The organism is Pseudomonas sp. TE12234 (assembly GCF_054061835.1).
Map to the genome: position 1 here is coordinate 68257 of NZ_JBSSEP010000003.1, position 25512 is coordinate 93768.

At 60.3% G+C, this 25512-nt stretch carries 22 protein-coding genes; 11 read left to right on the plus strand and 11 right to left on the minus strand.

The window, feature by feature from the left end; translation table 11 throughout:
* Positions 1–3: 3 nt before the first annotated feature.
* From pilQ to ACVWYU_RS06805, 5 genes are read right to left on the minus strand one after another with little or no spacing between them, the layout of a single operon-like run.
* Positions 4–2076 carry a type IV pilus secretin PilQ gene (pilQ, locus tag ACVWYU_RS06785; protein WP_457372289.1) on the minus strand — a complete coding sequence of 691 codons (2073 nt, stop codon included), beginning with the start codon at positions 2074–2076 and terminating at the stop codon, positions 4–6.
* 13 nt (positions 2077–2089) lie between these two features.
* Positions 2090–2617, minus strand: a complete 528-nt coding sequence (locus tag ACVWYU_RS06790; RefSeq protein ID WP_457372290.1) for a pilus assembly protein PilP — start codon at positions 2615–2617, stop codon at positions 2090–2092.
* Positions 2614–3237, minus strand: coding sequence for a type 4a pilus biogenesis protein PilO (locus ACVWYU_RS06795; protein ID WP_457372291.1), 624 nt, complete (start codon positions 3235–3237; stop codon positions 2614–2616). Before ACVWYU_RS06795 ends, ACVWYU_RS06790 begins: the two co-directional genes overlap by 4 nt.
* Positions 3234–3800 carry a PilN domain-containing protein gene (locus ACVWYU_RS06800; RefSeq protein WP_457372292.1) on the minus strand — a complete coding sequence of 189 codons (567 nt, stop codon included), beginning with the start codon at positions 3798–3800 and terminating at the stop codon, positions 3234–3236. Before ACVWYU_RS06800 ends, ACVWYU_RS06795 begins: the two co-directional genes overlap by 4 nt.
* Complete coding sequence (locus tag ACVWYU_RS06805) at positions 3800–4861, minus strand: pilus assembly protein PilM (RefSeq protein ID WP_457372293.1); 1062 nt, start codon at positions 4859–4861, stop codon at positions 3800–3802. The genes ACVWYU_RS06800 and ACVWYU_RS06805 overlap by 1 nt, the downstream gene beginning before the upstream one ends.
* A 214-nt stretch (positions 4862–5075) precedes the next feature.
* Between ACVWYU_RS06805 and ACVWYU_RS06810 the strand changes: the two genes are divergently transcribed.
* On the plus strand, positions 5076–7514 hold the full coding sequence (locus tag ACVWYU_RS06810) for a penicillin-binding protein 1A (RefSeq protein WP_390959818.1): 2439 nt from the start codon (positions 5076–5078) through the stop codon (positions 7512–7514).
* Between the two features lie 209 nt (positions 7515–7723).
* Here ACVWYU_RS06810 and ACVWYU_RS06815 read toward each other — a convergent pair whose 3' ends face one another.
* From ACVWYU_RS06815 to rpmE, 3 genes are all read right to left on the minus strand, one after another.
* Positions 7724–8992: a malic enzyme-like NAD(P)-binding protein gene (locus tag ACVWYU_RS06815; RefSeq protein WP_090328218.1), complete on the minus strand. Its 1269-nt coding sequence runs from the start codon at positions 8990–8992 to the stop codon at positions 7724–7726.
* Positions 8993–9174: 182 nt separating this feature from the next.
* Positions 9175–9963, minus strand: coding sequence for a thermonuclease family protein (locus tag ACVWYU_RS06820; protein WP_457372294.1), 789 nt, complete (start codon positions 9961–9963; stop codon positions 9175–9177).
* 35 nt (positions 9964–9998) lie between these two features.
* Positions 9999–10217, minus strand: coding sequence for a 50S ribosomal protein L31 (gene rpmE, locus ACVWYU_RS06825; RefSeq protein ID WP_008047849.1), 219 nt, complete (start codon positions 10215–10217; stop codon positions 9999–10001).
* Positions 10218–10506: 289 nt separating this feature from the next.
* Here rpmE and ACVWYU_RS06830 point away from each other — a divergent pair, with 289 nt between their 5' ends.
* The 10 genes from ACVWYU_RS06830 to ACVWYU_RS06875 all read left to right on the plus strand — a co-directional run bounded on the left by ACVWYU_RS06830 (position 10507) and on the right by ACVWYU_RS06875 (position 23499).
* Positions 10507–12726: a primosomal protein N' gene (locus ACVWYU_RS06830; protein ID WP_247257824.1), complete on the plus strand. Its 2220-nt coding sequence runs from the start codon at positions 10507–10509 to the stop codon at positions 12724–12726.
* Between the two features lie 212 nt (positions 12727–12938).
* The gene (argS, locus tag ACVWYU_RS06835; RefSeq protein ID WP_457372295.1) at positions 12939–14675 is read left to right on the plus strand and encodes an arginine--tRNA ligase; all 1737 of its coding nucleotides are present in this window, start codon (positions 12939–12941) and stop codon (positions 14673–14675) included.
* 1 nt (position 14676) lies between these two features.
* Entirely contained in the window at positions 14677–15390 is a 714-nt protein-coding gene (locus tag ACVWYU_RS06840; protein WP_090328206.1) for an SPOR domain-containing protein, read from the plus strand.
* 173 nt (positions 15391–15563) lie between these two features.
* Positions 15564–16094, plus strand: coding sequence for an ATP-dependent protease subunit HslV (hslV, locus tag ACVWYU_RS06845; RefSeq protein WP_090176604.1), 531 nt, complete (start codon positions 15564–15566; stop codon positions 16092–16094).
* A 54-nt stretch (positions 16095–16148) separates the two neighbouring features.
* Entirely contained in the window at positions 16149–17486 is a 1338-nt protein-coding gene (gene hslU, locus ACVWYU_RS06850) for an ATP-dependent protease ATPase subunit HslU (protein WP_090328203.1), read from the plus strand.
* 204 nt (positions 17487–17690) lie between these two features.
* Positions 17691–18071 carry a gamma-butyrobetaine hydroxylase-like domain-containing protein gene (locus tag ACVWYU_RS06855; RefSeq protein WP_090328200.1) on the plus strand — a complete coding sequence of 127 codons (381 nt, stop codon included), beginning with the start codon at positions 17691–17693 and terminating at the stop codon, positions 18069–18071.
* 261 nt (positions 18072–18332) lie between these two features.
* A complete protein-coding gene (phaC, locus tag ACVWYU_RS06860) occupies positions 18333–20012 on the plus strand; it encodes a class II poly(R)-hydroxyalkanoic acid synthase (RefSeq protein ID WP_090328197.1) in 1680 nt (559 codons plus the stop codon).
* Between the two features lie 156 nt (positions 20013–20168).
* On the plus strand, positions 20169–21023 hold the full coding sequence (gene phaZ, locus ACVWYU_RS06865) for a poly(3-hydroxyalkanoate) depolymerase (protein WP_090328195.1): 855 nt from the start codon (positions 20169–20171) through the stop codon (positions 21021–21023).
* A gap of 113 nt (positions 21024–21136) precedes the next feature.
* Positions 21137–22819: a class II poly(R)-hydroxyalkanoic acid synthase gene (phaC, locus tag ACVWYU_RS06870; RefSeq protein WP_248915256.1), complete on the plus strand. Its 1683-nt coding sequence runs from the start codon at positions 21137–21139 to the stop codon at positions 22817–22819.
* Positions 22820–22878: 59 nt separating this feature from the next.
* A complete protein-coding gene (locus ACVWYU_RS06875) occupies positions 22879–23499 on the plus strand; it encodes a TetR/AcrR family transcriptional regulator (RefSeq protein ID WP_457372296.1) in 621 nt (206 codons plus the stop codon).
* Positions 23500–23664: 165 nt separating this feature from the next.
* On the opposite strand, the gene ACVWYU_RS06880 is transcribed toward ACVWYU_RS06875, so the two are convergent.
* The 3 genes from ACVWYU_RS06880 to ACVWYU_RS06890 form a co-directional block, all read right to left on the minus strand.
* Entirely contained in the window at positions 23665–24528 is an 864-nt protein-coding gene (locus tag ACVWYU_RS06880) for a phasin family protein (RefSeq protein ID WP_390958238.1), read from the minus strand.
* A 10-nt stretch (positions 24529–24538) separates the two neighbouring features.
* The gene (locus ACVWYU_RS06885) at positions 24539–24961 is read right to left on the minus strand and encodes a phasin family protein (RefSeq protein ID WP_457372297.1); all 423 of its coding nucleotides are present in this window, start codon (positions 24959–24961) and stop codon (positions 24539–24541) included.
* Positions 24962–25211: 250 nt separating this feature from the next.
* Entirely contained in the window at positions 25212–25487 is a 276-nt protein-coding gene (locus ACVWYU_RS06890; RefSeq protein ID WP_090328181.1) for a polyhydroxyalkanoic acid system family protein, read from the minus strand.
* Positions 25488–25512: the final 25 nt, after the last annotated feature.

Here is a 25512-nt window from a genome sequence, read left to right on the forward strand (position 1 = left end):
GAATCAACGACTCACAGCAATCGCCTGGTTATTCATGATACGCGGTGTGAGAAACACCAACAGCTCGGATTTTTTCTCCGAAACCACGTCACGCCGGAAAAGGCGGCCAAGATACGGCACATCGCCAAGAAATGGCACCTTATCTACAACCTTGCTTTGAGTATTTGAGAAAACACCGCCAATGACGATGGTCTCTCCATCATTGACCAGGACCTTGGCGTTGACCTCGTTTTTCTTGATGGGCGGCACATCCTGGACCTTGTTGAGGTAGTCCGGCTCGTCCTTGGTGACCTTGACCTCCATGATGATCCGGTTGTCCGGAGTGATCTGCGGCGTCACTTCCAGCGAGAGCGATGCCTCTTTGAAAGACACCGATGTAGCGCCGCTGGAGCTGGCTTCCTGATAGGGAATCTCGGTGCCCTTGAGGATTTTTGCGGTTTCCTTGTCGGACGTGACGACCTTGGGTTGCGAGACGATTTCCCCGTTGCCGGTCTTCTCCATGGCCGTCAGTTCCAGGTCCAGCAAGACGTTATCGGTAATAAACGCAATGCCGATCCCTGAGGTGTTGTTCGCCGCCCCTAAGTCGACGAACGGTGAATTGGTGCTGGTGCTGCCCGGAGTACCGATGGTCGATGATCCGTTGGCGCCGTTGCTGACCCCGGATGTATTCCAGTTGCCCTTGTTCTGGATCGAACCGCCCCAGCGCACACCCAGGCTTTTGTCGTAATCGACGTTGGCTTCGACGATGCGTGCTTCGATCATGACCTGGCGCACCGGAATATCCAGCTGGGCAACGATGCGTCGCAGCTCGTCGAGTCGCTCCTGAGTCTGGTAGGCAATGATGTTGTTGGTACGCTCATCGACAGTGATGGAGCCCCGCTCGTCGACTTTCGTCTCGGCACTGGTCACCGACTGGAACAGTTTGGCGATATCCGCCGCCTTGGCGTAATTGACCTGCAAAAGCTCCCGCCGCAGCGGCGCCAGGTCGGCGATCTGTTTTTGCGACTCCAGCTCCTGACGCTCACGGGCGGCAATTTCATCGGCCGGCGCCACCAGTAGCACGTTACCGATCTTGCGCTTGTCCAGCCCCTTGGTTTTCAGCACCAGATCCAGTGCCTGATCCCACGGGACGTTCTGCAGGCGCAGGGTAATGCCGCCCTGTACCGTATCGCTGGCGACCAGATTGAGATTGGTGAAGTCCGCGATCAGTTGCAGCACTGAGCGCACGTCGATGTCCTGGAAGTTCAGCGAAAGCTTTTCACCACTGTAGGTGTAGCGGTCGGCGTTACGCTTTTGCAGGTCGTCGGTGGTCACCGGACGGACGCTGACCGTGAGTTTGTTGTCGGTCTGATAGGTCGAGTAGTCGAAGGCGCCAACGCCGGGCTCGATCGTGATGATGGCCCGGTCACCAATGGCGCTGGCGTTGATGAACTGCACCGGCGTGGCGAAGTCCTTCACATCCAGACGCACGCGCAAGGGTTCGGGCAAGTGAGTCCTGGCAAACCCGACGATGATCTTGCCGTCGCGCTCCTGAATATCCGGCGCAATGGACGGGTCAGACAGATCGATCACCACATTGCCTTCACCCTGGGTACCACGCTGAAAGTCCACACCGCCGATAGCCTTGACCGATGGCACTGGGGGGCGCGCCGGAGCCGGCGCTGCAATGGCGGTCGATCTGGCCGTCACGTTTTTGCCGCCCTGCCCGACCAGCACAAACAGGTTGTTGCCCTCGATTCGCGTGCTGTAAGGGGCCGATTGGGTCAAATTGATGATCAGCCGCGTACGATCCTTGACCTCCACCACCGTCGCGCTTCGGGCATTGCCAGCACCCAGGTCGCGGGTTTTGTTCGCCAATTGACTGACGACTCCCGGCAAATCCAGCGCGATCCGCGCCGGTGATGCCGTGGTGTAGCCCTGAGGGGCCGGTGGCGGCTCATCGAATGCCAGCTTCAACTCGACGCGATCTCCCGGCAGCGCCACGACATCCAGCGCCTTGAGGCTGGCCGCTTGTGCCATCGGCGACAACAACGCCATCCATAGCGTCATTCCGATGGCTGAAAAAGTCCTGTTCATTTTTCCGGTTCCACTATGAGTGCTCTTTCAGAGGGATGGTCCGAGGCCGTTCCAGCCAGGCACCTTCCCCGTCGGGAACGATTTCGACCACATCCACTTGTGAGCCGCTGATGGCGACGATCCGCCCATCATTGCGCCCCAGGTAATCACCGACTTTCAGCCTGTGCACCCCGCCAGCCCCGCGCAGCAATGCAAAGGAGCCCGCTGCATTGGAAATCGTGCCGACCATTTCAAACTGCTCGATGTTGAAACCCTCGAGGTATTGCTTGACCCGGTCGGGGTCGGGCCTGACGTTGCGTGAGCCGTGTTTCTGACCGGACAGGTCGATTCTGACCTGCGGAGAAAACGGGCTGCGCAGGTTGGCTGCGTTGTAAGTGAATGACGGGTAAGACCGGATCGTGGGCGTTGGTTCAATCTTGCCCGGTGCGCGCACGCGCGTTTCGTTCAGCCAGGCATCCAGGTCACTGAAGTCATCGCCACTGCCACAACCGGAGAGGACCACTAACGACACAGCCATCGATAAACAACGAATCGGGCTCATTGATGCAAACCCCTGTCGTTGTAGCGATAGGTCTTGGCGAGGATGCTCATGCGCAGCTTCGGGCCGCCGTCGGGATTGGCAGGCACCAGGTCGAAATCATCCAGGGTAACGATGCGCGTTAGCCCGGCCACACCGCTGACGAAGGTGGCCAGGTCGTGATAGGCACCGGTGACGGTGATCTGGATCGGCAGTTCGATATAGAACGGCTGGGTCACCTCCGGCAGCAACTTGATCTCTTCAAACTCCAGCCCGCTCCCCAGACCGGTGCGAGTGATGTCTTCCAGCAGGCCGGGCACTTCGGTATCGCTGGGCAGTTGCCGTAGCAGTACACCAAAGGAGTTTTCCATCTCCCTCAGTTGCTGCTTATAGAGTTCCAGATTCGCCGCCATGCGCGCCTTGGTGGCGAACCGTTCCTTGAGAACCGTCTCTTCTTCGCGCTTGAGGTCAAGCTGGCTCCGAACCTCGCTCGTGGAGAAACTGTAACCGAGAGCCAGCACCAGGATCATGACCAACACGCCCACCAGCACCTTGATCGCAGGCGGCCATGAACCCATGTTGTGGGTGTCCAGTTCGTGAATATCGATCCTGCGCAGCCCTTCCAGCCATCCGGAGGGACTCATTGTTCACCTTCCAAGGCTGCCGGCTGAGTCTGACGAACGGTCAGCTGGAAGACATTGGCCTGATCCAGCTGACCCGCAGTGGTCGCTTTGACTTCAGTCAGGCTCGGCGCATCGAACCAGTCCGAAGCATTCAGGTTGCGCATCAGGTCGGAAACACGATTGTTCGATTCAGCGGCGCCAGAAATCGACAAGGTCTTGCCCACCCTTTTGACTTCGGTGAAAAACACACCGTCGGGAAGGGTCCGCGCCAACTGTTCAAAAATACGCCCACTGATCGGTCGATTGCCTTGCAGGTCCTGGATGATGCGCATGCGCTCAAGCAACTGCTGACGACGCGCCTTGAGATCGCTGATCTGTTTGATCCGTTCGTCGACCACGGCAATCTGCTGATTGATGTAATCATTTCGGGCGACTTGCCGTTCGATGGCGCCATTGATGGCCTGGTTCGCAACCAGCACCGCACCCGCCGCCCCCACCAGCACGCCCGCCAGAATCAGTAAAAAACGCTTTCGGCGCTCCTCGCGCAGCGCTTCGCGCCAGGGTAGAAGATTGATCCGCGCCATCAATCGAAACTCCTGAGAGCCAGCCCGCAGGCAATCATCATGGCCGGAGCATCGCTTGCCAGGGCTGCGGCGTTGACCTTGGCGCTCAACGTCATCTCGACAAACGGATTGGCCACCTGAGTCGGTGTTCCCAAATGCTCCTGGATCAACCGATCCAGCCCGCAGATCGAGGCGGTGCCGCCGACCAGCAGGATATGATCGACAGCATCGTATTGGCCGCCAGCGAAGAAAAACTGCAATGAGCGAGCTACCTGCTGCACCAGCGCCTCGCGAAACGGCTGTAACACTTCGTTGACGTAATCATCCGGCAAACCACCCTGCTTCTTTGCCAGCCCCGCCTGTTCGAGGGTCAGGCCGTAGCGGCGCTGAATGTCCTCCGTCAGCTGACGGCCACCGAACAATTGTTCACGGGTATAAATGATGCGACCGTGGTGCAACACGCTCAGGGTGGTCATGGTCGCACCGATGTCGACCACCGCCACCAGGCGTTCCTTGGGCACCACCGATTGATTGGCCAGCAGCGCGAAGGATCGCTCCAGGGCATGGGCCTCGACGTCAATGACGCGAGCGGTCAGGCCGGCCAGGGCCAGCGCGGCCTCACGGACTTCGACGCTTTCCTTGCGACAGGCCGCGAGCAGCACATCGACCCGCTCTGGATTGCGCGACGAAACCCCTTGGACTTCAAAATCGATGGCGACTTCATCCAGCGGATAGGGGATGTACTGATCGGCCTCGATCTTCAGCTGGTTTTCCATGTCGTCGTCACAAAGTCCGGCATCCATCTCGATGATCTTGGTGATCACCGCCGAGCCAGCCACCGCCACAGCCACGTGCTTGAGGCTGGTTCTGGCCTTGATCAATACGCGAGAGAGCGCCTGGCCCACAGCTTCGAGCTCGGCAATATTTTTTTCGATAACGGCGTTGGCGGGCAGCGGTTCGACCGCATAGGCCTCGACCCGATAACGGGCGCCCTGGCGGCTCAGCGCCAGAAGCTTCACCGAAGTGGAGCTGATGTCGATACCCAAAAGGGTGTCGGGCTTTTTGTTGAAGAGTCCTGGCACTGGCAATTCCCTATGACTATCCGTGAGTTACGGACTCTGTAATGTGTTTTGTGTTCCCTCCGCCCGTCTTGACATCAGCGCAAATGACGCTTCCGGCGGAAAAATGCTTATAATGCCCAGCGTTTTTTTCCGCTTTCTCAAGCGCGGGTCGTTCGCCTTTAGCCTGAACCCTGATGCCTAATTCATTCTTTGCCCTGGATATCCAAAAGCCTTGATTCGTCTGCTGAAATTTTTCGGTTGGTCCATCGTCGCGGTTTTCTGCGGACTGCTCCTGGGTCTGAGCGGGGCGTTTCTCTACCTTAGCCCCGGATTGCCGTCCGTAGAGGCGTTGCGAAGCATCCAGTTGCAGATCCCTTTGCGGGTCTACAGCAGCGATAACAAGTTGATCGCGGAATTCGGCGAAATGCGCCGTACACCGATCCGTTTCGCCGACATTCCCCCCAATTTCATTAATGCGTTACTAAGTGCTGAAGACGATAACTTCGCCAATCACTACGGCGTGGATCCCAGCAGCCTGATGCGTGCCGCGACCCAACTGGTAAAAAGCGGACACATCCAGTCCGGCGGCAGCACCATCACCATGCAGGTGGCGAAGAACTTCTTCCTGACCAGCGAACGCAGCTTCTCGCGCAAAACCACCGAAATCCTCCTGGCCTTGCAGATCGAACGGCAGCTGACCAAGGACGAGATCCTCGAGCTGTACGTCAACAAGATCTATCTGGGTAACCGCGCCTACGGCATCGAGGCGGCGGCGCAGGTCTATTACGGCAAGTCGATTCGTGACGTCAGCCTGGCGCAGATGGCGATGATCGCCGGCCTGCCCAAAGCCCCGTCGCGCTTCAACCCGCTGGCCAACCCGGCCCGCAGTAAAGAGCGTCGCGACTGGATCCTGGGGCGCATGTACAAGCTCGGCAAAATCAGCGAGGCCGACTACACCGCCGCGATCAACGAGCCGCTGAATGCCAGCTATCACGTCCCGACCCCGGAAGTGAATGCGCCATATATTGCCGAGATGGCCCGCGCCGAAATGGTCGGCCGCTACGGCAGCGACGCCTATACCGAAGGCTTCCGCGTGACAACCACGGTGCCGAGCAATCTGCAGGAAATGGCCAACACCGCGGTCCATGAAGGCCTGATGACCTACGACCAGCGCCACGGCTATCGCGGCCCTGAATCGCGCCTGCCGGGCAAGACCCGCGAAGCCTGGGCTACCGAGCTGACCAAGCAGCGCACCATCAGCAGCCTTGAGCCGGCCATTGTCACTCAGGTCGAGAAGAACGGCCTGCAGGTGCTGACCCGCACCGGCAACGAGCACGTCAGCTGGGACAGCATGAAATGGGCGCGTCCGTTCCTGAACACCAACAGCATGGGCGCCAATCCGAAGCAACCGTCCGATGTGGCCCAGGTCGGCGACCTGATTCGTGTGCAGCGTCAGGCGGACAATTCGCTTAAGTTCAGCCAGATCCCGCAAGCCCAGGGCGCGCTGGTATCCCTGGACCCGCAAAACGGCGCGATCCGCGCGCTGGTCGGCGGCTTCGCCTTCGAGCAGAGCAATTACAACCGCGCCTTGCAGGCCAAACGCCAGCCGGGTTCGAGCTTCAAGCCATTCGTCTACGCCGCTGCGCTGGATAACGGCTATACCGCCGCCAGCCTGGTGAACGACGCACCGATCGTTTTCGTCGACGAATACCTGGACAAGGTCTGGCGCCCGAAGAACGACACCAACACCTTCCTCGGCCCGATCCGCTTGCGCGAAGCGCTGTACAAGTCGCGTAACCTGGTGTCGATCCGCCTGCTGCAAGCGATGGGCGTTGGCAAAACCATCGACTACATCACCCGCTTTGGCTTCAACAAGCAGGATCTGCCGCCCAACCTGTCCCTGGCCCTGGGCACCGCGACCCTGACGCCAATGGAAATCGCCACGGGCTGGAGCACCTTCGCCAACGGCGGCTACAAGATCACCCCGTACATCATCGACAAGATCGAAAGCCGCAACGGCGATACGCTGTTTGTCGCCAACCCGCCGAGCGTACCGAAAGGCGGCGCCGCCAGCGATGGCATCGCCGCCCCGTCCGCCCAGGCCTTCACGGTCAACGCTACGCCAGGCGAAGCGCCGACGACCCAATCGGCACCACAGGCACCGGCCGTGGCTGAACGCATCGTCGATGGCCGTACCACCTACATCCTCAACAGCATGCTGGAGGACGTCATCAAGCTGGGTACCGGCCGCCGCGCACTGGCGCTGGGTCGTCCTGACATCGCCGGCAAGACCGGTACCACCAACGAATCCAAGGACGCCTGGTTCTCCGGTTACAACGCCGATTACGTGACCACCGTCTGGACCGGTTTCGACCAGCCGGAAAGCCTGGGTCGCAAGGAATTCGGCGGCACCGTCGCGCTACCGATCTGGATGAACTACATGGGCGCTGCACTCAAAGGCCTGCCACCACACACCCAACCAGAGCCGGATGGCATCCTGAGCCTGCGCATCGACCCGGTCAGCGGCCGTGCGGCAAGCCCAAGCACGCCTGGAGCCTACTTCGAGCTGTTCAAGGCCGAAGACACGCCACCGTCGGTGAATGAAATCGGTAATGGCACTGCACCGGGTAGCCCGTTGCCAGCGGATGAACAGGCGCCAATCGATTTGTTCTAGAGAAGCAGCCTGCAGGCGCGAGCCTGCTCGCGAAAAATGTTCAGACAACGCGGGTATTCATACCGCCCGCGTCATCGCTGACGACCATCGCGAGCAAGCTCGCTCCTACAGGGTTTGGCGGCGTACACAACTGCGCCATCGACCCTCCAGACAACAAAAAAGCCCCGACTCTCACGAGCCGGGGCTTTCTTTTGAAGCGCTACAACGACTTAGCCGTTGAACACGTCATCCACGCTTTTGAGCGGGTAGTTCTTCGGATACGGCAGGGTGGCCACGCCGGTCTCGATCGCAGCCTTGGCCACGGCATCGGAGATCAGGGTGATCAGACGGGCATCCATTGGTTTCGGAATGATGTACTCACGGCCGAATTCCAGTTTGATGCCGCCGTAGGCGTCGCACACTTCCTGAGGCACTGGCAGCTTGGCCAGTTCGCGCAGGGCGTTGGCCGCAGCCACTTTCATTTCTTCATTGATGCGCTTGGCGCGAACGTCCAGGGCACCACGGAAGATGAACGGGAAGCCCAGTACGTTGTTGACCTGGTTCGGGTAGTCCGAACGGCCAGTGGCCATGATCACGTCGTTACGGGTCGCGTGAGCCAGCTCCGGGGAGATTTCCGGATCAGGGTTCGAGCAGGCAAAGACGATCGGGTTAGGCGCCATCGACAGCAGGCCTTCAGCGCTCAGCAGGTTCGGGCCGGACAGGCCGACGAACACGTCAGCGCCTTGCAGGGCATCAGCCAGGGTGCGCTTGTCGGTCGCGTGGGCGAACACGGCTTTGTACTGGTTCAGGTCGTCACGGCCGGAGTGGATCACACCGGTACGGTCAACCATGAAGATGTTTTCGATCTTCGCGCCCATGCTGACCAGCAGCTTCATGCAGGAGATCGCGGCAGCGCCGGCGCCCAGGCAGACGATCTTGGCTTCCGCCAGGGTTTTGCCGGCGATTTCCAGGGCGTTGATCATGCCAGCGGCGGTCACGATAGCGGTGCCGTGCTGGTCATCGTGGAATACCGGGATGTCGCACTGCTCGATCAGGGCACGTTCGATCTCAAAGCACTCAGGTGCCTTGATGTCTTCCAGGTTGATGCCACCGAAGGTGATGGAGATGCGCTTGACGGTGTCGATGAAGGCTTGCGGGCTTTCGGAGTCGACTTCGATGTCGAAAACGTCGATGCCGGCAAAGCGCTTGAACAGCACGCCTTTACCTTCCATGACTGGCTTGGAGGCCAATGGGCCAAGGTTACCCAGACCAAGAATCGCGGTGCCATCGGAAATGACTGCAACCAGGTTGCCTTTGCCGGTGTATTTGTAGGCCAGTTCAGGGTCGCGAGCGATTTCGCGTACTGGTTCGGCTACGCCGGGGCTGTAGGCCAGCGACAGGTCGCGAGCGGTAGCGGTGGCCTTGGTGAGCTCGACGCTCAGCTTCCCTGGACGAGGATTGGCATGATATTCGAGAGCGGCAGTTTTCAAATCAGACATGGGGGCATTCCGCTTTTACTGTTGGACAGACTGGTCAGCGAGGATACGCGCCTCGCAAAATCCCCACAAGACTGACCGGTCACCCCTGTCAAGCGCCCTGCCCTACGACTTTGGGCCAAGAGCCGCAGAACACAAGGGATAGACTGTTCACAATCGACATAAAAAATGTCTACAATTTTTTATCAGTGCGCGACTTGAAGCATCGCTGGATCGGTCAAAGGCAACATCCAGCGCGCCTGCCCCTCCTTGAGCCCGCCCTTGCGCGAACGATCCAGCACCCAGCCGCGAGCCTCGACTTGCTTGCCTTTGAGGCCGTCAAGGGTGGCAGCCGGGAATCTGTCCAGCAAATTGGGTGCAACGCGCAGTACAACCGAGTCCTGCAACTCGATCCAAACCCCGCCGCGATTGCGCTGGACCTTGCTCACACGACCGCTGAGCACGGCAAACCCGGAGGCACTGATCTGATCCGCTTTCAGTACAGGTGACTGGCGCCACACGCCAAGGCCGGCCTGTCGGGCGCTGCGTTCTGCCGCTTGCTGACAGTCAACCAGATCGACATTCGGCGCGACCGCCACTTGAAAGCCGAGGCCTTCGGCGAGCATTTGCGCTTCGAGGTTGGCGCCATCGGCGCCATAGACGTGGGCCAGGGTACGGCCGTAATGGTCTTTGCCTTCCTTCCCGGGGAGCAATCCGAGCCGTCCGTCGCTCGCGGCCACCAAGGCTTCAAGGCGCTTACGCGCCGCCACGGCGAACGGTTCGTCGGAACGGCCTTTCTTGCCCAGCTCCGGCGTATTCAAGCCGATCATGCGCACGCTGCGACCATCCGTCAGCCGTAGCGTGTCACCATCCACAACCCGCTGTACCGCCACCGAGGCCAGACCACTCGGCGCCGGGCAGAAAGCCTGGGCGCCGGACAGCCAAATCGCGGACACAAAAAAGGCGCCCGCAAGGGACGCCTTTTTCATCAGCATGGAAAAACCGAAACGGCTTCCCAAGTTGATCGGCCTTAGGCCTTTTTCGCGCCGAAAGCACCGAAACGGTCTGCGAAACGCTGAACGCGGCCGCCAGTGTCCAGAGTCTTTTGCTTACCGGTGTAGAACGGGTGGCATTCGTTGCAAACGTCGATCGCCAGGGCTTTGCCGAAGGTCGAACGGGTTTCGAACTTGTTGCCGCAGCTGCAGGTAACAGCAACTGCTGGGTATTCTGGATGGATATCAGCTTTCATGGTGTCTTCCTCAGGCTAGCGTGCCGCCACCCAACACTATTGTTGAATACCGCACGTAATTAGGCCGCGGATTCTACCAGACAATGCCAATCACGCAAGCTGTCCCTGAGACCGACCGTCTGCTAGGCTCCCGAGCCAATACGCGATCCCCGGTGGGAGCGAGCCTGCTCGCGATAGCGGTGTTCCAGTCGCGATGAATGTTGACTGACACGCCGTCATCGCGAGCAGGCTCGCTCCCACACGTTATGCGCCTAGCCCTTTTTTTGCCTGTTTATCGAGATCCCCCCGCGTGCCCGACGCCATACTGCGCCTCGCTTTGCCCTCGCCGCTGCGCCGCCTGTTCGACTACCGCGCTCCGGCCGGAGTCCTGCGCGCCCAGTTGCACCCCGGCATGCGCCTGCGGGTGCCGTTCGGCCGGCGGGAGATGATCGGGATTCTGGTGGAGGTCACCGACACCAGCGAAGTCCCGGCGGAAAAACTCAAGCCCGCGCTGGCGTTGCTCGATGCCACGCCGCCGCTGCCACCCGCCCTGTTCAAGCTATGCCTGTGGACTTCCCAGTATTACCAGCACAGTCTCGGCGACACCTTGAGCTGGGCGCTGCCGGTGCTGCTGCGTCAGGGCGAACTGGCCGAGGCGCGCCAGGAGCGTTTCTGGTCCGCCGCCCCCGGCGCCAGCCTTGATGACCCGCGGATCGCCCGCGCCCCGCGCCAGCGTGAAGCACTGGCGACACTGGCCCAGCACCCCCACGGCGTCGCCCATCAGTTGCTGAGCAAGCTGATGCTGAGCAAGGACAGCCTCGATCTGTTGCTGGCCAAGGACCTGGTGCAGGTCGAGATCCGCAAGCATGCCCCCGGCGCACGCCACGAACACTGGCTGGCGCAGCCCGAACTGCCGCTCAATCCGGAACAACGTGCCGCTTATGAAGCCATTCGCGCCGGGTTCGACAGTTATCACGCGTTCCTGCTGGCCGGCGTCACCGGCAGTGGCAAGACCGAAGTCTATTTGCAACTGATCCGCGAAACCCTGGAGGCCGGTAAACAGGCGTTGGTGCTGATCCCGGAAATCAACCTCGGCCCGCAGACCCTGGCGCGCTTCGAACAGCGCTTCAACGCGCGTATCGCCCTGATCCACTCGGCAGTCAACGATCGTGAACGCCTCGACGCCTGGCTCGCCGCCCGTGACGGCGAGGCCGACATCATTATCGGCACGCGCTCGGCGCTGTTCACACCGATGAAGAATCCCGGCCTGATCATCATCGACGAAGAACACGACGGCTCCTATAAACAGCAGGAAGGCCTGCGTTACCACGCCCGCGACCTGGCGCTGGTGCGCGCCCGGCAGGAAAACATCCCGATCGTGCTGGGCTCCGCCACACCTTCGCTGGAAAGCCTGCACAACGCCTACACCGGACGCTATGGCCTGCTGCGCCTGAATGAGCGCGCCGGTGGCGCCAGGCAGCCACGTTTCCTGCGCCTTGACGTGAAAAGTCGTCCACTGGACAGCGGCATTTCCGGGCCGATGCAACAAGCCATCGGCCAGACGCTGGCTGCGGGCCAGCAAGTATTGGTGTTCCTCAATCGCCGCGGCTTCGCACCGACCCTGCTCTGTCACGACTGCGGCTGGATGTCCGAATGCCAGCGCTGCGACGCGCGGATGACCGTGCACCAGCGCCACGGCGAGTTGCGCTGCCACCATTGCGGCTACGTCGAGCGGGTGCCGCGCCAGTGCCCGAAATGCAACAAGGTCGATTTGCGTCCGGTGGGGGCCGGCACTGAGCGGGCCGAAGAGCGCTTGGGGATTCTGTTCCCCGACTACCCGGTTTTGCGGGTCGACCGCGACAGCACTTCGCGCAAAGACGCAATGAATCAGTTATTCGCGACCATCCAGAAAGGCCAGCCCTGCATCCTGGTGGGCACGCAAATGCTTGCCAAAGGGCACCACTTTCCACGGGTGACCCTGGTGTCGATTCTTGACGCCGACGGCGGGCTGTTTTCCGGTGACTTCCGTGCCAGCGAGCGCATGGCCCAGCTGATTGTCCAGGTCGCCGGGCGTGCGGGACGTGCCGAAGAGCCGGGCAAGGTGATCATCCAGACGCATCTGGCCGATCACCCGTTGCTGGTGCAATTGACCGAACAAGGCTATTTCGCCTTTGCCGAGCAAGCCTTGAGTGAACGCCGCGCGGCTGGCCTGCCGCCGTTTGCGCACCTGGCACTGCTGCGGGCCGAAGCGCACAAGCCTGGGCAGGCCGAAGGATTTCTCGACGAGGCGTGCAGCGAGGCCGAACGCCTGCTGGCCGAACAGGGTTTGACCGGCATCGAATTGCTGGGGCCAGTGCCGGCACCCATGGAGCGCCGCGCCGGGCGCTATCGTGCACAGCTATTGTTGCAGGCCACCGCGCGGGCGCCGCTGCATCGCTTGCTTGCCAGTTGGCTGCTGGTGCTGGAGCAGATGCCAAGCGGGCGGGCGGTGCGCTGGTCGCTGGATGTTGACCCTGTGGATTTGTATTGATGGGGCGACTGCCTTCGCTGGCAAGCCAGCCCCTGCAAGGGGCACATCGCGTCATTGCAGGAGCTGGCTTGCCAGCGAAAGCTGGTCGAATTGTCACCACACATCCACATCCTGCCTGCTAAGGTTGGCAAGCCCGTCTTCGCCACGGATAATGCCCAGTTTTTCCACCAGCGCACGATGCGCCGCCGCGCCAGCGGTCGAAAGAGAAGACCATGAAAGACACCATTCGCCAGCTGATCCAACAAGCCATCACCCAACTCGTCAACGAAGGTGTGTTGCCTGAAGGCCTGACGCCGGCGATCCAGGTGGAAAACTCTCGCGACAAGAAGAACGGCGACTTCGCCAGCAACATCGCCATGATGCTGGCCAAGCCTGCCGGCATGAAGCCGCGTGACCTGGCCGAGAAAATCATCGCCGCGCTGCCGGCTGACGAAAATGTCTCCAAGGCCGAAATCGCCGGCCCCGGCTTCCTCAACTTCTTCCAGAACACCCAGGCCCTGGCGACCCGCCTGGACGCCGCCCTGGCCGATGAGCACATCGGCGTACGCAAGGCCGGCCCGGTGCAACGCACGGTGGTTGACCTGTCGGCTCCGAACCTGGCCAAGGAAATGCACGTCGGCCACTTGCGCTCGACCATCATCGGCGACGGCGTGGCTCGAGTGCTCGAGTTCCTCGGCGACGACGTGATCCGTCAGAACCATGTCGGCGACTGGGGCACCCAGTTCGGCATGTTGATGGCCTATCTGCAGGAAAACCCGATCACCAGCGACGAGCTGTCGGACCTGGAAAACTTCTACCGCGCCGCCAAGCAGCGCTTCGACGAATCCGAAGAATTCGCCGACCGCGCCCGCGGCCTGGTGGTCAAGTTGCAGGCCGGCGACCCGGACTGCCTGGCGCTGTGGACCAAGTTCAAGAACATCTCGCTGTCCCACTGCCAGAAGATCTACGAACTGTTGAACGTCAAGCTGACCATGGCTGACGTGATGGGCGAAAGCGCCTACAACGACGACCTGATCAACGTGGTCAACGACCTCAAGGCCGCCGGCATGCTGGTCGAAAGCAACGGCGCCCAGTGCGTGTTCCTCGATGAATTCAAGAACGCCGATGGCGATCCGCTGCCGGTGATCATCGTCAAGGCCGATGGTGGCTACCTCTACGCCACCACCGACCTGGCGGCCGTGCGTTATCGCAGCGGCAAGCTCAAGGCCGATCGCGCCCTGTACTTCGTTGACCAGCGTCAGGCCCTGCACTTCCAGCAAGTGTTCGCCGTGGCACGCAAGGCCGGCTTCGTGACCCATCCGATGGAGATGGAACACATGGGCTTCGGCACCATGAACGGCGCTGATGGCCGTCCGTTCAAGACCCGCGATGGCGGCACCGTGAAGCTGATCGACCTGCTGACCGAAGCCCAGGAGCGCGCCTACACCCTGGTCAAGGACAAGAACCCGGAACTGGCCGAAGCCGAGCTGCGCAACATCGCCAAGGTCGTGGGCATCGGCGCGGTGAAGTACGCCGACCTGTCCAAGCACCGCACCAGCGACTACAGCTTCAACTTCGACCTGATGCTGAACTTCGAAGGCAACACCGCGCCGTACCTGCTGTACGCCTACACCCGTGTGGCCGGCGTGTTCCGCAAACTCGGCAAGGACTTCAGCGAAGTCGACGGCCAGATCGTGCTCGAAGCGCCCCACGAACACGAGCTGGCGGCAAAACTTGCACAATTCGGTGAAGTGCTGAACAACGTGTCCGAAAAAGGCACGCCGCACATTCTTTGCACTTACCTGTACGACGTCGCCGGCCTGTTCTCCAGCTTCTACGAGAACTGCCCGATCCTCGCCGCCGATACACCGGCGCAAATGCAGAGCCGCCTGCGCCTCGCCGCGCTGACCGGACGCACCCTCAAGCAAGGCCTGGAACTCTTGGGCCTGGAAACTCTGGAGCGTATGTAAGTTGGCCGCCAAGAAAAAACCTGCACCCAAGCGTGGCGCCAGCCGTTACCAAGCTCCAGCGAAGCAGCCGATTCCGGGCTGGTTGTGGATGGCCATCGGCCTGACGGTCGGTGCATTCATCGTATTCCTGATGAAGCTGGAGCCGGGCAAGGGCAGCGACACGGTCAAACGCGAGAAGGTGGAGCAACAACAGCAGAAAGCCACCAAGATCGCCGAGGCCAACAAGACGCCGCCGAGCCCGACGCAACCGGTGAAGCCGAAGTACGACTTCTACACCTTGCTGCCGGAATCGGAAGTCATCGTGCCGCCGGATGCCGTGCCGGAAAAAACCCTGCCGACGCCACAAGTGCCGGCGATTCCGACAACGCCGGTTACGCCAGCGGAAGCGGCGAAAATTGACACCGCCCGCGCTCAGGCGGCGCTGTCGGGAATCACGCCACCACCCGCGCCCCCGGTCACCAAGGCCGCGCCGGTGACCAAGTTCTTCCTCCAGGCGGGTTCGTTCCGCAAGCAAACTGACGCGGACAAGGTTCGTGCGCAGATCATCCTGCTTGGCCAGGCGGTGGCGGTTGAATCCGGCACAGTGAAAGACGAGACCTGGTATCGGGTTCTGGTCGGACCGTTCAGCAACCGCGAACAACTGACCACCGCCCAGAAACAACTGGCCGGCGCCGGCTTCAGCAATTTGTTGTTACAACAACGCCAAAGCCGATAACGCCCCCTGTGGCGAGCGAGCTTGCTCCCTCGCCACTATTGTTACAGCGGCAACCCATCACCATCGCAATACACCGCTCGTCCCCTCTCCCGCCCTACAGTTGAAATCCACTCCACCACCCCCATATGAGTGGGCATAAGGCATTTTCGCCCCGCTGCGTGGAGACTCTTCCCTTGACCACCATCGTTTCAGTTCGCCGCCACGGCAAAGTCGTCATGGGCGGCGACGGCCAGGTATCCCTTGGCAATACCGTGATGAAAGGCAACGCGAAAAAAGTTCGCCGCCTGTACCACGGCCAGGTCATCGCCGGTTTTGCCGGCGCCACCGCTGACGCCTTTACCCTTTTCGAACGTTTCGAAGGCCAGCTTGAAAAGCATCAGGGCCACCTGGTTCGCGCTGCCGTCGAACTTGCCAAAGAATGGCGCACCGACCGCTCCCTGAGTCGCCTCGAAGCCATGCTCGCCGTCGCCAACAAAGATGCCTCGCTGATTATCACCGGCAACGGCGACGTCGTTGAGCCCGAGCAAGGCTTGATCGCCATGGGTTCCGGTGGCGGTTATGCCCAGGCTGCCGCCAGCGCCTTGCTGAAAAAAACCGATCTGTCGGCCCGGGAAATCGTCGAAACCGCACTCGGCATCGCCGGCGACATCTGCGTATTCACCAACCACACCTTTACCATTGAGGAGCAGGACCTCGCGGAGTAAGCCTGTTCCGGCCTTGGCGCCACGGCTCACTTTTGCTTGAGGACCGCAATTACTATGTCCATGACTCCCCGTGAAATCGTCCACGAACTCAATCGCCATATCATCGGCCAGGACGATGCCAAGCGCGCCGTCGCCATTGCCCTGCGCAATCGCTGGCGCCGGATGCAGCTGCCCGAAGAGCTGCGCGTTGAAGTCACCCCGAAAAACATTCTGATGATCGGCCCGACCGGTGTCGGTAAAACCGAGATCGCCCGTCGCCTGGCCAAACTGGCCAACGCGCCGTTCATCAAGGTCGAAGCCACCAAGTTCACGGAAGTCGGCTACGTCGGTCGCGATGTCGAATCGATCATTCGTGACCTGGCCGATGCAGCGATCAAGCTGCTGCGTGAACAGGAAATCATCAAGGTTCGCCACCGCGCCGAAGACGCTGCTGAAGAGCGCATCCTCGACGCCCTGCTGCCACCGCCACGCATGGGCTTCAGCAACGACGACACCCCGACTCAGGATTCCAACACCCGCCAGCTGTTCCGCAAGCGCCTGCGCGAAGGTCAGCTGGATGATAAAGAGATCGAAATCGAAGTCGCCGAAATCACCGGCGTCGATATCTCCGCGCCTCCGGGCATGGAAGAAATGACCAACCAATTGCAGAGCCTGTTTGCCAACATGGGCAAAGGCAAGCGCAAGAGCCGCAAGCTCAAGGTCAAGGAAGCGCTGAAACTGGTGCGCGACGAAGAAGCCAGCCGCCTGGTCAACGATGAAGAGTTGAAGGCCAAGGCGCTGGAAGCGGTCGAGCAGCACGGCATCGTGTTCATCGACGAAATCGACAAGGTCGCCAAGCGCGGCAATGTCGGCGGCGCCGACGTGTCCCGCGAGGGTGTGCAACGTGACCTGTTGCCACTGATCGAAGGTTGCACCGTCAACACCAAGCTGGGCATGGTCAAGACCGACCACATCCTGTTCATCGCCTCGGGGGCTTTCCACCTGAGCAAGCCGAGCGACCTGGTGCCCGAGCTGCAAGGTCGTCTGCCGATTCGTGTTGAGCTCAAGGCGCTGTCGCCGGAAGACTTCGAACGCATCCTCAGCGAGCCGCACGCGTCGCTCACCGAGCAATACTGTGCACTGCTGAAAACCGAAGGCCTGACCATCGAGTTCCAGCCAAGCGGCATCAAACGCATCGCGGAGATCGCCTGGCAGGTTAACGAGAAAACCGAAAACATCGGTGCCCGTCGTCTGCACACGCTGCTTGAGCGCCTGCTTGAAGAAGTGTCGTTCAGCGCCGGCGACCTGGCCAGCGCCCATGACGACAAGGCGATCCAGATCGACGCTGACTACGTCAACAGCCACCTCGGCGAATTGGCGCAGAACGAAGACCTGTCCCGTTATATCCTGTAGGTCACATTCTGTGTGAGCGGGCTCCTGTGGCGAGGGAGCTTGCTCCCGCTGGGTCGCGAAGCGGCCCCATAGCCAGCGATGCGGTCCATCAGAAAGACCGCACTCTCTGGACTTACGACTGCTGCGCAGCCGAGCGGAAGCAAGCTTCCTCGCCACAGGATCACCCGCCGACACAGGGCCTCAATAAGACGGAAGACCGGCCCCATGACAACCCAACTCCCCACCGACATCAAACTGCACAAAGCCTCGAAAACCCTGACGCTCAAATACGCGTCCGGCGAGGAATTCACCCTGCCCGCCGAATTCCTTCGCGTGCACTCTCCTTCCGCCGAAGTCCAGGGACACGGCAAACCCATCCTGCAATTTGGCAAGATCAACGTAGGCCTGAGCAAGATAGAACCGGCCGGTCAGTACGCACTGAAATTGACCTTCGACGACGGCCATGACAGCGGCCTGTTCACCTGGGAATACCTCTATGAGCTGGGGCGACGTTATGACGCACTCTGGGAGGATTACCTTGCCGAGCTCAAAGCCGCCGGAAAAACCCGCGATCCGAACGAGTCCGTCGTCAAGCTGATGCTCTAGCCTGAGCCTCTTGCTCTTTAGAGGGCATTTTCTAATTTCATCTGTTTGAATGCTTGGCCGCGAGGTCAGTCATTGGCCTGCTTGCGAAAAAAATTAAACTCGGGTAACCAATGGAGCTGGCAAGTTCCCTGCAGTGCTCTCTGCGAAATTAAAAGCAGCGATGCAGAATTAACGGTCACCCGAGCAGTAGTACCTGGCATTGGCTGTGTGACTGCACAACCAGGGCCCGGGTACTCGCCTCAGGACAATGGAGCGTCGTAGATGAGTATCAAGAATAACGATGACTTGAAGTATCAGGCCTCGGAAAACACCTTGGGACTGAATCCTGTCGTTGGGCTGCGTGGAAAGGATCTACTGGCTTCTGCTCGAATGGTGCTCAGGCAGGCCATCAAACAACCGGTGCACAGCGCCAAGCATGTTGCGCACTTCGGCCTTGAACTCAAGAACGTGCTGTTCGGCAAATCCGCACTGCAACCGAGCAGCGATGACCGTCGCTTCGCCGATCCGGCCTGGAGCCAGAACCCACTCTACAAACGCTATCTGCAAACCTACCTGGCGTGGCGCAAGGAACTCCACGACTGGATCGATGACAGCAATCTCACAGCCAGTGACGCGGCTCGCGGGCACTTCGTGATCAACCTCATGACCGAAGCCATGGCCCCGACCAACACGGCGGCCAACCCGGCGGCCGTCAAACGCTTCTTCGAAACCGGCGGCAAGAGCCTGCTCGACGGCCTCTCGCATCTGGCCAAGGACCTGGTGCACAACGGCGGCATGCCGAGCCAGGTCAACATGGGCGCGTTCGAGGTCGGCAAGAGCCTTGGCGTGACCGAAGGTGCGGTGGTCTTTCGCAACGATGTACTTGAGCTGATCCAGTACAAGCCGATTACCGAGCAAGTCCACGAGCGCCCACTGCTGGTGGTGCCGCCACAGATCAACAAGTTCTACGTTTTCGACCTGAGCCCGGACAAGAGTCTGGCGCGGTTCTGCCTGCGCAATAATGTGCAGACCTTCATCGTCAGCTGGCGCAACCCGACCAAGGAACAGCGCGAGTGGGGCCTGTCGACCTACATCGAGGCGCTCAAGGAAGCGGTCGACGTGGTCACCGCCATCACCGGCAGCAAAGACGTGAACATGCTCGGTGCCTGTTCCGGCGGTATCACCTGCACCGCCCTGCTGGGCCACTACGCCGCGATCGGCGAGAACAAGGTCAACGCCCTCACCCTGCTGGTCAGCGTGCTCGATACCACGCTGGAGAGCGACGTCGCCCTGTTCGTCAACGAGCAGACCCTCGAAGCCGCCAAGCGCCACTCGTACCAGGCCGGTGTGCTGGAAGGCCGCGACATGGCAAAAGTCTTTGCGTGGATGCGTCCCAATGACCTGATCTGGAACTACTGGGTCAACAACTACCTGCTGGGCAACGAGCCACCGGTTTTCGACATCCTGTTCTGGAACAACGACACCACCCGGTTGCCTGCCGCATTCCATGGCGACCTGATCGAGATGTTCAAAAACAATCCACTGATTCGCCCCAATGCACTGGAAGTGTGCGGCACGCCCATCGACCTGAAGCAGGTCACGGCCGACATATTTTCCCTGGCCGGCACCAACGACCACATCACCCCGTGGAAGTCCTGCTACAAGTCGGCGCAACTGTTTGGCGGCAATGTGGAGTTCGTGCTGTCCAGCAGCGGGCATATCCAGAGCATCCTGAACCCGCCGGGCAATCCGAAATCCCGCTACATGACCAGCACCGAAAAGGCTGCCAATGCCGAGGAGTGGCAAGAAAACTCCACCAAGCACACCGACTCCTGGTGGCTGCATTGGCAGGCCTGGCAGGCCCAGCGTTCGGGTGAACTGAAAAAATCGCCGACAAAACTGGGCAACAAGGCTTATCCGGCGGGCGAGGCTGCCCCAGGTACTTACGTACACGAGCGGTAACTGACACACCCCGCTCTTGCTGTGGGCGCGAGCTCGCTCGCGATGGACGTTAACGAAAACGCGTACTGTCTGAATTAACGCGTTGCCCGGACATTCTTCGCGAGCAGGCTCGCTCCTGCAGGGGGCGGGGATGAATTCATAAACAGGGCCAGAAGCATGCCGCAACCGTTCATATTTCGTACCGTCGACCTGGATGGCCAGACCCTCCGCACGGCGGTACGCCCCGGCAAGCCTCACTTGACGCCCCTGCTGATTTTCAACGGCATCGGCGCCAACCTGGAGCTGGTGTTCCCGTTCGTCGCAGCGCTGGACCCGGACCTGGAAGTCATCGCTTTCGACGTGCCCGGTGTCGGTGGCTCTTCGACGCCGAGACGACCGTATCGCTTTCCAAGCCTGGCCAAACTGACGGCACGCATGCTCGACTACCTCGACTACGGACAGGTCAACGTGATCGGTGTGTCCTGGGGCGGCGCCCTCGCCCAGCAGTTCGCCTATGACTATCCGGAGCGCTGCAAGAAACTGGTGTTGGCGGCCACGGCGGCCGGCGCGGTGATGGTGCCGGGCAAGCCGAAAGTACTGTGGATGATGGCGAGCCCCCGGCGCTACATTCAGCCGTCGCACGTCATCCGCATTGCGCCGATGATCTACGGCGGCTCATTCCGTCGCGACCCGACACTGGCTGCGAGCCATGCGGCGAAAGTGCGTTCGGCGGGCAAGCTCGGTTACTACTGGCAGCTGTTCGCCGGCCTCGGCTGGACCAGCATCCACTGGCTGCACAGGATCAATCAGCCGACCCTGGTACTGGCGGGCGATGACGATCCGTTGATCCCGCTGATCAACATGCGTTTGCTGGCCTGGCGAATTCCCAATGCTCAGTTGCACATCATCGATGACGGCCATCTGTTCCTGATCACCCGGGCCGAGGCGGTAGCGCCGATCATCATGAAATTCCTTGAAGAAGAACGACAACGCGCCGTGATGCATCCGCACCCGGCGCCATTGGGCGGTTAATCCGCACATTGACGCGCGGCAGGACGCCGCGCCGCGCAACAACCCGTTACAGCGTCTATGGTGTTCTGGTTCGGTTGTTTGTTTTTGGCCTGAAGACGAAGGAGTGTTGACTCATGCGTGACAAACCAGCGCGGGACTCTTTGCCCACTCCCGCCGCGTTCATCAACGCACAGAGTGCGATTACCGGCCTGCGCGGCCGGGATCTGATGTCGACCCTGCGCAGCGTGGCCGCCCATGGCCTGCGCAACCCGCTGCACAGTGCCCGGCACGCCCTGAAACTGGGTGGGCAACTGGGCCGCGTGCTGCTCGGCGAAACCCTGTACCCGACCAATCCGCAGGACAGTCGTTTTGCCGATCCGGCATGGAGCCTCAACCCGTTTTACCGTCGCAGCTTGCAGGCGTACCTGGCCTGGCAAAAGCAGGTCAAAAACTGGATCGATGAAAGCAACATGACCCCGGACGATCGCGCCCGGGCGCATTTCGCCTTCGCCTTGCTCAATGATGCCGTGTCACCGTCCAACAGCCTGCTCAATCCCCTGGCGATCAAGGAACTCTTCAACTCCGGCGGCAACAGCCTGGTGCGCGGGATCGGTCACCTGGTGGATGACTTGCTGCACAACGACGGCCTGCCCCGGCAAGTCACCAAACAGGCGTTCGAAGTCGGCAAGACCGTCGCCACCACCACCGGCGCTGTGGTCTTTCGCAACGAATTGCTGGAGCTGATCCAGTACAAACCGATGAGCGAAAAGCAGTATTCCAAGCCGCTGCTGGTGGTGCCGCCGCAGATCAACAAGTACTACATTTTCGACCTGAGCCCGCATAACAGCTTCGTCCAGTTCGCCCTCAAGAACAGCCTGCAAACCTTCGTGATCAGCTGGCGCAACCCGGATGTGCGTCACCGCGAATGGGGACTGTCGACCTACGTCGAGGCGGTTGAAGAAGCCATGAATGTGTGCCGGGCGATCACCGGTGCCCGCGAGGTCAACCTGATGGGCGCCTGCGCCGGCGGGCTGACCATCGCTGCGTTGCAGGGGCACTTGCAAGCCAAACGGCAGCTGCGCCGGGTCTCCAGCGCGACGTATCTGGTGAGTCTGCTCGACAGTCAGCTGGATTCGCCAGCGACCCTCTTCGCCGATGAACAGACCCTGGAAGCCGCCAAGCGTCGCTCCTACCAGAAAGGCGTGCTCGACGGTCGCGACATGGCCAAGGTGTTCGCCTGGATGCGCCCCAACGACTTGATCTGGAGCTATTTCGTCAACAACTACCTGCTGGGCAAAGAACCACCGGCGTTCGACATCCTCTACTGGAACAACGACAACACGCGCTTGCCGGCGGCCCTGCATGGCGACTTGCTGGATTTCTTCAAGCACAACCCGCTCACCCACCCGGGCGGCCTGGAAGTGTGCGGCACGCCAATCGACTTGCAGAAGGTCACCGTCGACAGTTTCAGCGTGGCCGGTATCAATGACCACATCACGCCGTGGGACGCGGTGTATCGCTCGACGCTGCTGCTCGGCGGCGATCGCCGCTTCGTGCTGTCCAACAGCGGTCACGTGCAAAGCATCCTCAATCCGCCGAGCAACCCGAAAGCCAACTACGTCGAGAACGGCAAACTGAGCAGTGATCCACGGGCCTGGTACTACGACGCCAAGCACGTCGATGGCAGCTGGTGGACCCCATGGCTGAGCTGGATTCAGGAGCGCTCGGGGGCACTGAAGGAAACCCACATGGCCCTCGGCAACCAGAACTATCCACCGATGGAGGCGGCGCCCGGCACATACGTGCGCGTGCGCTGACACTCAACAACCCACGGCCGAGACCGGCCGTGGCATGACCCGATCACTAAGAAGACTGGATGAAAACCCGCGACCGCATCCTCGAATGTGCCCTGCAGTTGTTCAATCAGAAGGGCGAACCGAACGTTTCCACCATGGAAGTTGCCAACGAAATGGGCATCAGCCCCGGCAACCTCTACTACCACTTCCACGGCAAGGAGCCGCTGATTCTCGGGCTGTTCGAACGCTTCCAGAATGAGCTGACCCCGCTGCTCGACCCGCCATCGGATGTTGAACTGGCACCGGACGATTACTGGCTGTTCCTGCACCTGATCGTCGAACGCCTGGCCCACTACCGGTTTCTGTTCCAGGACCTGTCGAACCTGGCCGGCCGCCTGCCGAAGCTGGGCAAGGGCATCCGTAACCTGCTCAATGCACTCAAGCGCACGCTGGCGTCGTTACTGGCGCGACTGAAAGCTCAGGGGCAATTGGTCAGTGACACCCAGGCACTGGGGCAACTGGTGGAGCAGATCACCCTGACGTTGCTGTTTTCGCTGGACTATCAGCGGATTCTCGATCGCGAAGGTGAAGTGCGGCTGGTGGTCTACCAGATCATGATGCTGGTGGCGCCGCATCTGCTGCCACCGATCAAGGTGGCGACGGAGCAACTCGCGATGCAGTACCTGGAAGAGCACGACTGACCCTTGTTCGCGGTGGCGGTGGGTCACTCAATGACAATGTTGAATGTTCCGGCCTCATCGCGAGCAAGCTCGCTCCCACAGGGTTTATTGGTATTTCCAGAATACAGCCACAAACAAAAACGCCCGACCTTGGCAGGCCGGGCGTTTTTTTGAGCCCTGAAAAAATCAGGACTGACTGGTTGGCGTCGATGGTGCTGGCGCGGCAGTCGGGGTTACAGCAGGGGTCGGTGCGGTAGCGGAGTTCGTCGCGCTGACCGGTGCAGCCGGCGTTGCTGGCTTGGCGGCAGCCACTGCTGGTTTTGCTGCGGCAGCCTTTGGAGCGGCCGGTTTTTTCACTGCGGGCTTCTTCGCAGCGGCAGGTTTTGCGGCTGGTTTGGCTGCTGGCTTGGCCGCTGCGGTTTTCGCCGCAGGCTTGGCGGCGGCTGGTTTGGCAGCAGGTTTGGCGGCGGCTTTTGCGGCAACCGGTTTGGCTGCTGGTTTGGCTGCAGCAGGTTTGGCTGCGGCCGTTTTCGCCGCTGGCTTGGCAGCAGGTTTAGCCGCCGCTTTGGCCAGTGGCTTGGCAGCGGTTTTGGCTGCTGGTTTGGCCGCTGCGGTTTTCGCCGCAACAGGCGCAACCTTGGCACCGGTGAGTTTTTCGATCTGCTTGGTCAAGGTATCAACCTTGCTGTGCAGTGCCTTGACTTCGTTGCGGCTCGGTACGCCCAGACGCGAGATGGCGCTGTTCAGACGCTTGTCGAAAGCGCCTTCCAGTTCGTCCCACTTGCCCAGTGCACGGTCTTTCACGCCGCTGATGCGCGACTTGGCCGAAGAAGCGGAGTCCTTGGCGGCGTCGACAGTTTTGCCAACGGCGCTCTTGGTCAGCTTCTCGGCTTTCTCGCCGTCCTTAACCAATGCATCGAAGAGTTTGCTGCCGTCAGTGTCGATCTTCGAGTACACGCCTAAACCCGCCAGCCAGATTTTTCGGGAGTAGTCTTCGACTTTCCCGATCCACGAGCTGCCTTCTTTTTCAGTGTTCTTTTTGCCAGCCATCCCGTTCTCCTTAAGATTTACGCGCGACGCGTTCGAGCAATGCCGTCAGCTCATCGAGCTTAGCAGAGAGTGTCTCAACGTCATGTTTAGACGGAATGCCGATACGATTCAAGGCACTTGCGACACGCGTGTCGAACGCCTTCTCTACCTTGTCGAGTTGATCTTCGACCTTGCCTTTGAAAGTGCGCACTTCACTCTTGGCTTCATCGATCTCGGCATTCGCCGCTTCAAGCTTCTCAGCGACTACTTTTTTGCCTTTCCTTTCAACAGTTTGACCAGCCTTGATCAACTCTTGAAAGTAATCGCTACCCTCTTGGCCAACCTTGGTGTAAGCACCCAGGCCTGCCAGCCAGATCTTGCGGGCATAGGATTTGACGTCGCCGAGGGCGGTGGTCGATGCGTCGATTTTTTTCTTCAAAATAACTTTGGCCATGGTGCACCTCACGCGCAGAAGGTTTGAGGAACTGCCCGCGAAAGTGTCGGGCTCTGGCACAAAGTAGGGAGAAAAATTAGAAACGGCACCCTAACAACTGACATAAACAGCAAGCAGAGCAAACACGAAACCTGTGGGAGCGGGCTTGCCCGCGATGGCGGTGGGTCATCCAATAAAGATGCTGGATGTGCCGGCCTTATCGCGGGCAAGCCCGCTCCCACAGGGACCTCATTTCATGGAAAACACCTGATCAGACCAGAGCTTTATCCAGTGCCTTTTCGATTTCCGATTTGATCATGCCACTCATGGCCGACATCATCAGGCCCAACTCCACATCGACCCTGATCGAATCTTCACTGACGTGGACGGCACCTTTCACGCCCGAGCGCTTGAGGTTCAGGGTGTCGCCAGACCACTGCGGCTCCAGGCCATAATGATCGGAGAGTTTCTGCGCCAGCTTGTCGGCCTTCTCGCGAGCCGCTTCCTTACCCAGGCCGTGGGCACGCTCAACACTAATATGGGCCATCGAATGACTCCTGCTTTATGAATGC

Bases quoted from the DNA above. Each gene is read 5' to 3' on its own strand.
- pilQ (WP_457372289.1), bottom strand. From the start codon at position 2,076: ATGAACAGGACTTTTTCAGCCATCGGAATGACGCTATGGATGGCGTTG.
- ACVWYU_RS06790 (WP_457372290.1), bottom strand. From the start codon at position 2,617: ATGAGCCCGATTCGTTGTTTATCGATGGCTGTGTCGTTAGTGGTCCTC.
- ACVWYU_RS06795 (WP_457372291.1), bottom strand. From the start codon at position 3,237: ATGAGTCCCTCCGGATGGCTGGAAGGGCTGCGCAGGATCGATATTCAC.
- ACVWYU_RS06800 (WP_457372292.1), bottom strand. From the start codon at position 3,800: ATGGCGCGGATCAATCTTCTACCCTGGCGCGAAGCGCTGCGCGAGGAG.
- ACVWYU_RS06815 (WP_090328218.1), bottom strand. From the start codon at position 8,992: ATGTCTGATTTGAAAACTGCCGCTCTCGAATATCATGCCAATCCTCGT.
- ACVWYU_RS06820 (WP_457372294.1), bottom strand. From the start codon at position 9,963: ATGCTGATGAAAAAGGCGTCCCTTGCGGGCGCCTTTTTTGTGTCCGCG.
- rpmE (WP_008047849.1), bottom strand. From the start codon at position 10,217: ATGAAAGCTGATATCCATCCAGAATACCCAGCAGTTGCTGTTACCTGC.
- argS (WP_457372295.1), top strand. From the start codon at position 12,939: ATGAAAGACACCATTCGCCAGCTGATCCAACAAGCCATCACCCAACTC.
- hslU (WP_090328203.1), top strand. From the start codon at position 16,149: ATGTCCATGACTCCCCGTGAAATCGTCCACGAACTCAATCGCCATATC.
- ACVWYU_RS06855 (WP_090328200.1), top strand. From the start codon at position 17,691: ATGACAACCCAACTCCCCACCGACATCAAACTGCACAAAGCCTCGAAA.
- phaC (WP_090328197.1), top strand. From the start codon at position 18,333: ATGAGTATCAAGAATAACGATGACTTGAAGTATCAGGCCTCGGAAAAC.
- phaZ (WP_090328195.1), top strand. From the start codon at position 20,169: ATGCCGCAACCGTTCATATTTCGTACCGTCGACCTGGATGGCCAGACC.
- phaC (WP_248915256.1), top strand. From the start codon at position 21,137: ATGCGTGACAAACCAGCGCGGGACTCTTTGCCCACTCCCGCCGCGTTC.
- ACVWYU_RS06875 (WP_457372296.1), top strand. From the start codon at position 22,879: ATGAAAACCCGCGACCGCATCCTCGAATGTGCCCTGCAGTTGTTCAAT.
- ACVWYU_RS06880 (WP_390958238.1), bottom strand. From the start codon at position 24,528: ATGGCTGGCAAAAAGAACACTGAAAAAGAAGGCAGCTCGTGGATCGGG.
- ACVWYU_RS06885 (WP_457372297.1), bottom strand. From the start codon at position 24,961: ATGGCCAAAGTTATTTTGAAGAAAAAAATCGACGCATCGACCACCGCC.
- ACVWYU_RS06890 (WP_090328181.1), bottom strand. From the start codon at position 25,487: ATGGCCCATATTAGTGTTGAGCGTGCCCACGGCCTGGGTAAGGAAGCG.